Origin of the sequence: Salibacterium lacus (genome assembly GCF_042684865.1) — a bacterium.
Taxonomy (GTDB): Bacteria; Bacillota; Bacilli; order Bacillales; family Marinococcaceae; genus Salibacterium; species Salibacterium lacus.
In genome coordinates this window covers 286,348-298,423 of the sequence record NZ_JBHUML010000006.1, presented here as the reverse complement: position 1 = coordinate 298,423, position 12,076 = coordinate 286,348, and the positions used below count along the sequence as shown (strand labels likewise).

Below are 12,076 nucleotides of genomic sequence, written 5' to 3'. Positions count from 1 at the left end.
ATGCCATATGAAGGCGGCGAATACGATGTCATTGTGATTGGTGCCGGTCATGCCGGAGTGGAAGCCGGCCTGGCAGCGGCGCGTATGGGCTCGCAGACGCTGATGTTAACCCTGAACCTTGATTCTGTAGCGTTTATGCCGTGTAATCCGTCTGTCGGAGGCCCGGCAAAAGGCATTGTCGTTCGGGAAATTGACGCACTCGGTGGAGAGATGGCACGAAACATTGATAAGACGCATATTCAAATGCGGATGCTCAACACGAGAAAAGGTCCGGCGGTACGGGCTCTAAGAGCACAGGCGGACAAATTCCTTTACCAGCAGGAAATGAAAAAAACGCTGGAAGAAGAGGAAAACCTCGTCCTTCGTCAGGGACTGGTGGAAGAATTGATTGTCGAAGACGGCGTCTGCAAAGGGGTTGTCACCAACACCGGAGCGGCTTACTATGCCGAAACGACGGTCGTTACGACAGGCACGTACCTCCGCGGGAAAATCATTCTCGGAGACCTTGCCTACGAAAGCGGACCGAACAATATGCAGCCTTCCATCAGCCTGTCGCACAGCCTGCAGGAACTTGGGTTTGAAATGGAACGTTTCAAAACAGGAACTCCTCCCCGGGTGAACAGCGGAAGCATTGATTATGATAAAACAGAAATACAGCCCGGCGATGAAAAACCGAGAGCTTTCTCCTTTGAAACAGTCGACTATATTACGGATCAGCTGCCCTGCTGGCTGACGTATACAGGAGCGGATACGCACTCTCTTATTAATGATAATCTCACCCGTTCCCCGATGTATTCGGGAATGGTGGAAGGAACCGGGCCGCGTTACTGCCCTTCCATCGAAGATAAAATTGTGCGTTTTCACGATAAACCAAAGCACCAGATCTTTCTGGAACCGGAAGGCCGAAACACGTCGGAAGTTTACGTGCAGGGTCTTTCCACCAGCATGCCGGAAGATGTCCAGTTTAATATGCTCAAAACCATCCCGGGTCTTGAGAATGTGCGGATGATGCGTCCGGGTTATGCGATTGAATATGATGCCATCGTGCCGACCCAGCTCTGGCCGACACTCGAAACAAAGAACGTGGAGAATCTGTTCACTGCCGGTCAGATTAACGGCACCTCCGGCTACGAAGAAGCAGCCGGACAGGGTATTATGGCAGGTATTAACGCAGCTCGGAAAGCGCAAAAGGAAGAAGGCGTCATTCTGAACCGTTCCGATGCTTACATCGGTGTATTGATTGATGATCTGGTCACAAAAGGAACCGATGAACCGTACCGCCTGCTGACCTCACGTGCAGAGTACCGGCTGCTTCTGCGTCATGACAACGCTGACCTGCGTTTGACAGACATCGGCCGGGACATCGGAATGATTAAAGAGGAGCGGTATGAGCGTTTCACCAGAAAAAAAGAAGCCATCGCCAAAGAAAAAGACCGGCTTGAAAATACAACAGTGAAGCCGGGTGATGAACTGCAGCAGATGCTGGAAGGAAAAGACTCCTCGCCAATGAAAGAAGCGGTTTCGGCAGCCCATCTTCTGAAACGTCCGGAACTTGGATATGATGACGTGGCTCCCTTCGCACCAGGTGGTGATACACTGTCCCCGGATGAACGGGAACAGGTTGAAATCCAGACAAAGTATGAAGGATATATTGCCAAACAGCTCGAGCAGGTGGAGCGCATGAACAAAATGGAAGAGAAAAAAATTCCGCAGAATACGGATTATACGCAGATTTCAGGCCTTGCAACCGAAGCGGTTCAGAAACTTTCGGAAGTCAAGCCGGTCTCTGTCGGCCAGGCTTCCAGAGTGTCCGGGGTGAACCCTTCCGACATTTCGATCCTGCTCGTTTACATCGAGCAGGGCAAACTGGCCAAAACAGCAGAAGCATAAGAAAAAGAACAGCTCCAGGGTGTTAACCGGATCATACCCTGGAGCTGCTTTCATAGGAAAGGAAATGGAGGCACCGTGATGACAGAAGATTTATTTTCACAATGGCTGAAAAACCAGGGAATCAATCTGACAGACAGACAGCTTCACCAATTTGATGCTTACTACCATAAGTTGATAGAGTGGAATCAAAGAGTGAATTTAACATCGCTAACCGGTCAAGCAGATGTGTATGAAAAACACTTCTATGATTCGTTGACTCCTGCTTTTTATTATGATTTTCAAAATGATCAAAAACTCGTGGATATTGGAGCGGGAGCCGGTTTTCCAAGCCTGCCTCTCAAGATTATCCACCCGCATCTACATATCGTCATCATCGATTCACTGAAGAAACGAATTTCTTTTTTAGAAGAACTTATTGATGAGCTGCAGTTGAAGCAGGTTCAGGTGCTGCACGGACGGGCTGAAGATAAAGCGCATGAGACGGAGCACCGGGAACAGTATGATACAGCGATTTCCCGGGCGGTTGCTAAAATGCCCGTCCTTACAGAGCTCTGCCTTCCGTTTGTGAAACAAGGGGGGCATTTCCTTGCGTTAAAAGGAGCCGAAGGACTGACAGAAAAAGAGGAGGCAAAAAAAGCCTGCCGGACACTTGGAGGACGATGGAAAGAAGCTTCCGCTTTGACACTGCCGAACGAAGAAAGTTCCCGCTATATTCTGAAGATGGAAAAAGTGGATGCGGTGCCCGGGAAATATCCCCGGAAAGCAGGAACTCCTTCAAAGAAGCCGATCCTTTAAGGCAATGGTAGACATTGGTTACAAGCATGGTAAAATAAAAGCAGAAGATAGATAGGAAAGACGCTGCTGTTTGAAAGATTAATAATAGATTTCAGCTTTAGTAAGGTGGTGTGAGGCAATGAAGCAGTCGCTTCAAAAGTGGTTTGGTCTGGGGGATCAGCAAGGGGATAAAGAAGCCGGTCCAGATGAGATTAAGCACATCCCTGTTGAAAAAATTACAGCCAATCCATTTCAACCGCGAACCATTTTCCAGGAGGAAAAAATTGCGGAGCTTGCCCAGTCCATTCGTACCCACGGCCTGCTGCAGCCTATAACTGTACGGGAAAAGGAAGAACATTTTGAAATCATCGCTGGTGAACGGCGTTGGCGTGCGGTTTTATCCTTGGGAATGAATGAAGTTCCGGCAATCGTTAAAAATTTCAATGATACCGAAACCGCTTCGGTAGCGTTGATTGAAAATCTGCAGAGGGAAGAGTTAACCGCGATTGAAGAGGCTTCCGCTTATGCTGAACTGTTGGAACTGCATGGTTTGACCCAGGAAAGTCTGGCACAGCGTCTTGGAAAAGGACAGTCGACGGTCGCTAACAAAATGAGACTCCTTCACCTGAGCAGAGAAACCCAGCAGGCTCTGAAGAATAAGCAGATAACAGAGAGACACGCACGTGCCCTGCTGCAGGTAAAAGAAGAGCAGCAGCAGAATCACATTCTTGATATGGTCGTGCAGCGGGAATTGAATGTGAAGCAGACGGAGCAGCTCATCAAAGACAATTCCGAACCGAAGCAGCCGAAAAAACAGGCCCCCGCCCGCAAACACTTCTCCAAAGATACCAGAATTGCGATGAATACGATTCGTGAATCGGTGGAAATGGTCGAGAACAGTGGTATGGGTATTGATACGGAAGAAGAAGATCACGATGAATTCTATCAAATTACCATCCGTATCCCGAAAAAATAAGCCGGCTGCGATGGGCAGGACTATGGTTAACCGGCGGTATTTCAATATCGCCGAATCTTCAGTCCTTCCCCTCTCCGGTTGAAGTACGGGAGAGATTTAGGAACGCTTATACAAAGTGAAAAGGTGGAATGTTTCACACCAGCAAGTGGAAGAAAGTAGGTGTATTGATGGCAAAGGTCGTCGCAGTTGCAAACCAGAAAGGCGGTGTCGGTAAAACGACTACAGCTGTAAATATCAGCGCCTGCCTTGCACACATAGGAAAGAAAGTGCTTCTTGTAGACATAGATCCACAGGGAAACGCCACCAGCGGTGCAGGAGTTGAAAAAGGGGACGTTGATGAGTGCATCTACAACCTGCTCGTGGAAGACGCCGATACAAAACAGGTGATCCGTCCTTCCAGTGTGGAGAACCTGCATGTTGTTCCATCCACTATCCAGCTTTCGGGCGCTGAAATTGAACTTGTGTCCACCATTTCCCGGGAAATACGTCTGAAAAAAGCTCTGTCGGAGATGGAAGATGATTATGATTATATGATCATCGATTGTCCTCCTTCCCTTGGACTGCTGACAATTAATGCTTTGACGGCAGCGGATTCGGTGCTTATACCGGTACAGTGTGAATATTACGCGCTGGAAGGGCTGAGTCAGCTTCTTAATACGATACGCCTCGTACAAAAACATCTGAATACCGATTTGTGCATAGAGGGAGTACTGCTTACCATGCTCGATGCCCGTACCAACCTCGGTATCCAGGTCATAGAAGAGGTGAAGAAATACTTCCAGGAAAAAGTATTTGAAACGATCATACCAAGGAATGTAAGGCTGGGTGAAGCTCCCAGTTATGGTCTTCCGATTATGCTTTATGATGCCAAGTCAAGAGGGGCTCAGGTATATTTAGACTTAGCAAAGGAAGTGACGGCTGATGGCTAGAAGACTAGGCAGGGGTTTAAATGCTCTTATCCCGGATGAAGGCAGTCAAGTCGAAGAAATCAAGGTGAAGGAACTGAGGCCCAATCCCTATCAGCCCCGCAAGACGTTCACGAGTGAAGCGATAGAGGAGTTAAAGGAATCTATCGTAGAACATGGTATATTGCAGCCGCTTATTGTCCGTAAAAGCATAAAAGGATACGAAATCGTGGCAGGAGAACGCCGTTACCGCGCAGCCAAAACGGCCGGCATGGAAAAGATTCCGGCTGTGGTGAAAGACTTGAGCGATGAACAAATAATGGAAGTTGCCTTGATCGAAAACCTGCAGCGCGAGAACCTCAACCCGGTCGAAGAAGCGAAAGCCTACGAAAAGCTGATGACATACCTTGGGGTCACACAGGATGAGCTCTCCAAACGTCTTGGGAAAAGCCGCCCGCATATTGCCAATTATCTACGGCTGCTCCAACTTCCCGCTGATGTACAGCAGAAACTGGCCGAGAAAACACTATCGATGGGACACGGCCGCACTCTGCTTGGGCTGCGCGATAAAAAACAGGCTGCCGATATTGTAGGAAGAATAGAAAAAGAATCCTTGAATGTCCGTCAGACAGAAGAGCTGGTGCAGCAGCTGAATCAAACGTCTAATTCCGCTGCAGCAAAGAAAAAAGAAACGGAAAAAACGGAACCTTCTGTCTTTCTGCAGGCGAAAGAAGAAGAACTCCGATCCTACTTCGGCACCTCGGTGGCTATAAAACAAGGACGCAAAAAAGGGAAAATAGAAATAGAGTTTGTAAACGATGACGATTTACAGCGTATCCTGGAAATGCTGGAAAACGACTGACAGACTTTTAACCAATAGCACAGCTCAATTGGTTTCTAAAACGTAAGCAACGCTCCCGATTATCATAATGGATAGTCGGGAGCGTTTCGTATTGGTTTTCTATTTATGGTTCTGCAGTGAAAAGGCGCTCTCAGAGGCAGACGAGCCGTTTTGCTGGGTGGAGAGGTTCATCGGACGTTGAAACACTGAATCTGCCGAGGCCCCTTTCAGTTTGCGGTCTGCCCGGCTGAACGCCTCCGAAATGCGTTCTGACATTTTCATGACAAGATGGAGCCGGGTGTTCTGAAGGACGAAATATTCCATCATCCCGCTCACGTTGACAATACCAGTCAGATGCATCTCCCCGACTTCCGGAAGTTTTTTCTTCATCGCTGCCCCAGGCATAACCGGCCCTTCCGTGAAATTAATAATACCGACATTCTTCAATTTTCCCAGACAGGCGTCTACCGCAATAATATAAGGGAAACGATGTTTTTTCGCAATCTCTTCCATGGTTTCCTCCAGATTCACGGCATGAACGGGGTGTTCCAATGTCCCATACACGGTAAACCGCTGCAGAAACTTCTTTTCAAGGGAGGAACCGACGAGCGGTCCGAGCGAATCACCGGTGGATCGGTCTGTTCCTATACATACGATGATGAGATCCCGGTGGGAGGGTACGTGCTGCAGCTGTTCATACAGCTGTGCGGCCAGGTGGGCAGAGGCGGTGACTTCTTCGGCATGCACGTGATAACGATACGGATTGGAAGCATGAACAGGTTTTTTCCCAAGCATATTAGCCTCTCCTTTTTCATAGTAGTTCCAGTATAGGAATTCGGTATCTTTTCTATACATGAGACACAGCGATGAAAAAATCCGGACAAAGGGAGAAATGTGCTGATGGTTGTTGATGGGTTGAAATGGATGTTTCTTATTATAGGTACGACAATTGGGGCCGGTTATGCATCCGGAAGAGAAATCTGGCAGTTTTTTGGTCATGAAAGTGGACTGGCTATCTTGATTTTCAGCGTATTGTTTACGATCAGCTGTTTTGTCGTGCTGACGATCAGCTACCAGGAGAAGACTGAGAATTATTCTGTCGTCCTGGCCAGGTTGATGGGCCCTCGTTTTTCCAAGGGATACGATGTTTTAATCATTGTGTATTTATTTACAACGACAGGGATCATGATTGCCGGCGGTGGTGCGGCGCTGGAGTATTTTCATGTTCCGTTCACCGCTGGAATTCTCTTCATGTGTGCCCTCTTATTTATTGTATCTATACGTGGTGTGAAGGGGCTGACCGGCCTTAATAGTTTCCTCATGCCTGTTCTTATTATCAGCCTCATATTGACACTGACCGTCTACTTCAGGTTGAATGCTGATTTCAGTTTTTCGAACTGGGTGTCTCAGCGGAACTGGGCATCTTCTTTCACGTTTACCTCCCTGAATCTGCTTCCACTTGTAGCGGTGCTGTCCACGACCGGCACACAGATTAAACACCGCGGAGAAATCTGGATTGCCAGTATCGGAAGCGGCAGTATTCTCGGTAGTGTCTCTTTTTTATATAATGAGTCCCTTCTTGCGGCAGCAGAAGATATCATGTTGTATGAGATTCCGCTGTTTGCTCTGCTTGAATCTTATCCGCATTCTGTTACAGCATTCATGGCGGTGTTATTATGGACCGCTATTTTTACCACAGCCGCTTCCGGACTGCATGGATTATCAACCAGGCTCCGCTCGATGTTGGACATGCCGTCCTGGCTGCTGGCGGTCCTGCTTCTCTGCTTGATGCTGCCGGTGACAGAGCTGGGTTTTTCCAGACTCATTTCCCTTCTATACCCCATTTACGGCATTTTAAATTTATATTTACTGGTTGTTGTATTGATTCATCCTTTTTTCCTAAGTAAAAGGTTGTGAGACAAGAAGGAAGTCCATTATCATTTCCCGGGAAATGATAAAGATTTGAAACGGAAGGATTGTTTCTTTTTATAAGATAGGATAGGATATTACATATAATACAATTGGAGTATCGGTTAGTAGAAATGAGGTGCAGCCATTGGTTGATATGCCTTTTGCCTTACATGATGTGGTGGAAATGAAGAAACCTCATCCGTGTGGGGAAAATAAATGGAAAATCATTCGTGTGGGAGCCGATATCCGCATCAAATGTCAGGGGTGCGGACACAGTGTTATGCTTCCGCGCCGGGAATTCCGAAAAAAAATGAAAAGAGTAATCGAGCACGCAGAACAGTAACCACAGCTTGTTTTTCAGCGGGCTTGTCTCTATAATTGGACAGGGTGAAAACGAAGCATATCCATAGAGTAATGGATTCTAAAGGAAGTGACACGAATATGGCGTTGACAACAGGTATTGTCGGACTTCCCAACGTCGGGAAGTCCACGTTATTTAATGCAATTACACAGGCGGGCGCGGAATCAGCCAATTATCCTTTCTGTACGATAGACCCCAACGTAGGTATCGTGGAAGTGCCGGACCCGCGTTTGAACAAGCTGTCCGAGCTTGTCCAGCCGAAAAAAACCATTCCTACGGCGTTTGAGTTTACCGATATCGCAGGCATTGTGGAAGGAGCCAGTAAGGGAGAAGGACTTGGGAATAAGTTTCTTTCCCACATCCGGCAGGTGGACGCCATCTCGCACGTAGTCCGTTGTTTCAATGACGGCGAGATTACCCACGTTTCCGGCAGCGTGGATCCTATCCGTGATATTGAAGTCATCAATCTTGAACTTATTCTGGCTGATCTTGAAACCGTTCAGAAACGAATGGATAAGGTAGCCAAACTGGCGAAATCCAAAGATAAAGATGCTCTGGCTGAGTATGAAGTTCTGCAGAAACTGAGTGATGCGTTTGAAGAAGAAAAACCGGCCAGAAGCCTCGAATGGACCGATGAAGAACTGAAGCTGATTCATGGTTTTCAGCTGCTCACAATGAAGCCGGTGCTGTATGCGGCCAATGTCAGTGAAGAAGATTTATTAAGCGGGGAAGACAATGAGTACGTACAGGCTGTAAAAGACTATGCCGCTGAAGAAGGCTCTGGTGTTATTACGGTCTGTGCCAAAATTGAATCCGAGATTGCTGAACTTGAAGGCGAGGATCGGCAGGAATTTCTGGATGACCTCGGTATTGAAGAAGCCGGACTTGACCAGCTTATCCGGGCGGCCTATACACTGCTTGGTCTTGAAACCTACTTCACGGCAGGAGAACCGGAAGTCAGAGCCTGGACCATCCGAAGCGGCATGAAGGCTCCACAGGCGGCAGGCGTGATTCACAGTGACTTTGAACGCGGCTTTATCCGGGCCGAGGTGGTCAGCTATGACGATTTAATGAATGCCGGCTCGATGAACACGGCTAAAGAAGCAGGCAACGTACGGCTGGAAGGAAAAGAGTACGTCGTAAAAGACGGCGATGTTATTCATTTTCGTTTCAATGTATAAAAAAGAGCGCAAGGGTCCCAGGCGGGCCTCTTGCGCTTTTTTAATCAAATAAAAATGTATGAAACTTTGGAGGGCTCCAGCGGGAGCAGCGTCAGTCGAAGGTGACCGGTTTCAAAGGGTGGAGAGCGAAAAAAGTTACTATAAAGCTTTTATAATTACCTTTTAGTGTAACAGGAATCGAAAAAGGGAAATATAAAGCGTCTATGTTTCCCTTTTCAAAAGCAAAGCACCTCAAAAGGTAAGTATGAACCAGCTTTAACGAAAGGGGCTCCACAAATTTTCGCAGGAGTAGAAGGGAGGAGTTATTATCACGTTGTTAAGAATAGTTGATGTAAAGAAGCATCGTCAGGATCAGGTTATTTTCCCCGGGATACAGCTTGAGCTTTTAGAGGGGAGCACAGTATCTATTCATTCCAGCACGGATTTACGTCATATCCTTCTTGGTTTTTTTACCGGAAAAGAAGCGTTCACCGATGGAGAAATATGGGTGGGAGAGGCTTCCATGTCGAACAGCAAGAGCTTTCCTTCCCTTGATTTAGGAATCCTTTTTCTACAGGAAGGACTGTATGAACGTCTGAAAGTGAAAGATCAGCTGCAGCTGTTTAAAAAGTTATATGGCACAGATGTATCTATAGAAAAAGTGTATGAACTGACGCAATTAGCGGATGTTAAACACCAAAAGGTAAAGCATATCTCTTACTCGATGCAGCGAAGGGTCCAATTGGCGAGAGTGCTTTTTCAGAATCCTTCCCTTTACCTTTTTGAAGAGCTTGATCAAAATGTGGATATCGCGACGAAGCGTATTTTTATAAACGTGGTGCGCTATTTACAGAAAAACAATAAAGGCGTCCTCCTTTTGACCGGAAACATGGAAAGCGCGATTACCTTAACGGAAACGGTCTACCGCCTGGACGATACAGGTCTTCATCTTATCGAAGTGAAGCAGGAAGAAGAACCTGATTCAACCGATGAAACTTCTGAAGAAAAAGGAGATATAACGGCAGTTCCGTTTCATAAAATCCCGACGAAAGTAAATGAAAAAATGATTTTGTTCGACCCGCCGGAGATTGATTATATTGAAAGTCATGCCGGACAGTCTAACGTACATATCCGCGGAGAAGCGTTTGCCTGCATGTTCACCTTAAATGATCTTGAATCAAAACTTCAGTCCTTTGGATTTTTCCGATGTCATCGTTCCTATATTGTCAATCTGCAGAAGGTGCGGGAAATTATTACGTGGACGAAAAACAGCTACAGCTTAAAACTTGAAGACGCCGTCGATTCGGAAATTCCTCTTTCTAAAAATAAAATGGCGGAATTAAAAGATATGCTCGGGCTGAAATAGCTCCACTCACTATGTTTTATCCGCTGTTCATGGATAATATAATGCTGCACACCAATAGATCTCTTATGCTGAAGAAGCAGTTAAATTGCCGGCATACCGGCAGCATAGGAGGTTGAACATGGAAGATATTATTCAGGTCGAATCCCTGCAAAAATCCTTTTCCGGCGGCACGGCCATAGAGGATATGACCTTTTCTGTGAAAAAAGCGGAGATTTTTGGCTTTCTCGGCCCAAGCGGAGCGGGGAAGACGACAACGATAAAAATCTTAACGGGGCAGCTTGCACCATCTTCAGGGAAGGCTGATGTATTTGGAGTTTTGTCCACTTCCATCAATGATCCTGCTTATCTTCAGAAATTAGGGGTGATGACGGACAACAGCGGTTTATACCAAAGGTTATCTGTTTATGATAACTTGAAGTTATACTGCGAGCTTTACGGTATTTCAAAAGAAAAAATTCCGGAAGAACTCGAGTCTTTAGCATTACAAAACGATAGCAAAAAGATTGTATCCAACCTCTCTAAAGGAATGACCCAGCGGGTAATTTTAGCAAGAGCGCTGCTCCATGAACCGGAGCTGTTGTTTTTAGATGAACCGACAGCAGCGCTCGATCCATCTACATCGATGTTGGTGCATAAAAAACTTCGTGATCTCAATGAGCGTGGAACAACGATATTTTTAACGACGCATGATATGAACGAAGCGGAGCAATTGTGCGATCGTGTTGCCTTTCTTTCGCAGGGGAGGATTCAGCTGCTGGATGAACCGAAACGGCTGCGCCGTCAATTCTCCGACCAGACGATGACGCTGGAATTGAAGAATAATAAACATGTTGTTGTGAAAAACAGCCCGGAAAGTGCGGAAGAAGTGTATCAATACATGACCACAGGAGAAATCATTTCCATTCGAATGAATGAACCTTCGCTTGGTGATATTTTTGTCCATGTGACAGGGAGGGCTTTGCTATGAGTCATTCTATGAAGCGGATCTATGCTATTTTTGAAAAAGATGTCAAAGACCTGACCAAAAATATGTATGTGTTAACGACGCTTATTATGCCAATTGTTATGGCGGTGCTGCTCACCACTTCAGGACCCGCTCAGCTGGGACTTTACTTTATGCTCATCAATTTGACGTTTGTGACCGTGGGCACGTATGTTCAAAGTGCTCTGATAGCGGAGGAAAAGGAGAAAAACACCTTGCGCGGCCTGATGATGTCGCCGGCTACCATGGCTGAAATTCTTATCGGTAAGAGTATCGTCAGTATCTTGTTAACCGTCCTTACCTTTGGTATCTGCCATGTCATTATGGATGGAGAATGGGCCAATCCAGCGGTCCTTCTGCCTGCGCTCATTATCACCCTTCTCTTTTGTATTGTTATTGGAACCGTACTGGGACTCTTGACAAGGTCATTAATGGAAGCGTCGGTAATTATTGTTCCTTTCATATTTTTGTTTGGAATGGGTCCCATTTTTAATGTGTTTATTGAGGAGTACGCTGTGCTGCAGGTGCTGGAATATTTACCTAATTTCCAGTTGGAATATTTAGGCCGGGACCTCGATGCAGGAAACAAAATGGCAGGTGTGGCCGGCCACTATGCTATTCTTGCCGCATGGATGGCAGCGGCAATCGTCACAATGGTCATCGTCTTTCAAAAAAGGACCTGGGACGAATAGATGTAGAGAGCGTGTGACATAAGAATCGGTATGGTATAAAAATCCGAACGATGGTTTCCAAAAGGCTGTCGTCCGGGTTTTTTTGGGTTTCAGCGCATTCACCGGACGTATCATTTTCAGGGGTGTGGATACTAAGCGGCCGTTTGGAGCTTTTAGTGTCCCCGGATCCTCCCCTTGCGACCACTAGTTCCTGGTTGTATCGAAATAGTGTCTGTCAA

The 12,076-nt window shown here is 46.6% G+C and carries 12 protein-coding genes; 11 read left to right on the top strand and 1 reads right to left on the bottom strand.

All coding sequences use genetic code 11. From position 1 onward, the window contains the following. The 5 genes from mnmG (at position 1) to ACFSUB_RS17290 (ending at position 5,407) form a co-directional block, all read left to right on the top strand. A complete protein-coding gene (gene mnmG / locus ACFSUB_RS17310; protein WP_380714531.1) occupies positions 1 to 1,890 on the top strand; it encodes a tRNA uridine-5-carboxymethylaminomethyl(34) synthesis enzyme MnmG in 1,890 nt (629 codons plus the stop codon). 78 nt (positions 1,891 to 1,968) lie between these two features. Further along, positions 1,969 to 2,685: a 16S rRNA (guanine(527)-N(7))-methyltransferase RsmG gene (gene rsmG / locus ACFSUB_RS17305; RefSeq protein ID WP_380714530.1), complete on the top strand. Its 717-nt coding sequence runs from the start codon at positions 1,969 to 1,971 to the stop codon at positions 2,683 to 2,685. A 118-nt stretch (positions 2,686 to 2,803) separates the two neighbouring features. Continuing rightward, complete coding sequence (gene noc / locus ACFSUB_RS17300; RefSeq protein ID WP_380714529.1) at positions 2,804 to 3,640, top strand: nucleoid occlusion protein; 837 nt, start codon at positions 2,804 to 2,806, stop codon at positions 3,638 to 3,640. A 167-nt stretch (positions 3,641 to 3,807) separates the two neighbouring features. Next, entirely contained in the window at positions 3,808 to 4,569 is a 762-nt protein-coding gene (locus tag ACFSUB_RS17295; RefSeq protein WP_380714528.1) for a ParA family protein, read from the top strand. Then, entirely contained in the window at positions 4,562 to 5,407 is an 846-nt protein-coding gene (locus tag ACFSUB_RS17290; RefSeq protein ID WP_380714527.1) for a ParB/RepB/Spo0J family partition protein, read from the top strand. Before ACFSUB_RS17295 ends, ACFSUB_RS17290 begins: the two co-directional genes overlap by 8 nt. Before the next feature lie 99 nt (positions 5,408 to 5,506). Here ACFSUB_RS17290 and yyaC read toward each other — a convergent pair whose 3' ends face one another. Further along, the gene (gene yyaC / locus ACFSUB_RS17285; protein WP_380714526.1) at positions 5,507 to 6,181 is read right to left on the bottom strand and encodes a spore protease YyaC; all 675 of its coding nucleotides are present in this window, start codon (positions 6,179 to 6,181) and stop codon (positions 5,507 to 5,509) included. Between the two features lie 105 nt (positions 6,182 to 6,286). On the opposite strand from yyaC, the gene ACFSUB_RS17280 reads away from it, so the two are divergent. The 6 genes from ACFSUB_RS17280 (at position 6,287) to ACFSUB_RS17255 (ending at position 11,858) form a co-directional block, all read left to right on the top strand. Next, positions 6,287 to 7,303 (top strand): YkvI family membrane protein, encoded by a 1,017-nt coding sequence (locus ACFSUB_RS17280; protein ID WP_380714525.1) that lies wholly within the window; start codon positions 6,287 to 6,289, stop codon positions 7,301 to 7,303. A gap of 148 nt (positions 7,304 to 7,451) precedes the next feature. Next, entirely contained in the window at positions 7,452 to 7,640 is a 189-nt protein-coding gene (locus ACFSUB_RS17275) for a DUF951 domain-containing protein (RefSeq protein ID WP_380714585.1), read from the top strand. A gap of 98 nt (positions 7,641 to 7,738) precedes the next feature. After that, the gene (gene ychF, locus ACFSUB_RS17270) at positions 7,739 to 8,839 is read left to right on the top strand and encodes a redox-regulated ATPase YchF (protein ID WP_380714524.1); all 1,101 of its coding nucleotides are present in this window, start codon (positions 7,739 to 7,741) and stop codon (positions 8,837 to 8,839) included. 313 nt (positions 8,840 to 9,152) lie between these two features. Continuing rightward, the gene (locus ACFSUB_RS17265) at positions 9,153 to 10,184 is read left to right on the top strand and encodes a LytTR family transcriptional regulator DNA-binding domain-containing protein (protein ID WP_380714523.1); all 1,032 of its coding nucleotides are present in this window, start codon (positions 9,153 to 9,155) and stop codon (positions 10,182 to 10,184) included. A 118-nt stretch (positions 10,185 to 10,302) separates the two neighbouring features. Further along, entirely contained in the window at positions 10,303 to 11,151 is an 849-nt protein-coding gene (locus tag ACFSUB_RS17260; protein WP_380714522.1) for an ABC transporter ATP-binding protein, read from the top strand. Then, positions 11,148 to 11,858 carry an ABC transporter permease gene (locus ACFSUB_RS17255; protein ID WP_380714521.1) on the top strand — a complete coding sequence of 237 codons (711 nt, stop codon included), beginning with the start codon at positions 11,148 to 11,150 and terminating at the stop codon, positions 11,856 to 11,858. The genes ACFSUB_RS17260 and ACFSUB_RS17255 overlap by 4 nt, the downstream gene beginning before the upstream one ends. Positions 11,859 to 12,076 lie beyond the last annotated feature (218 nt).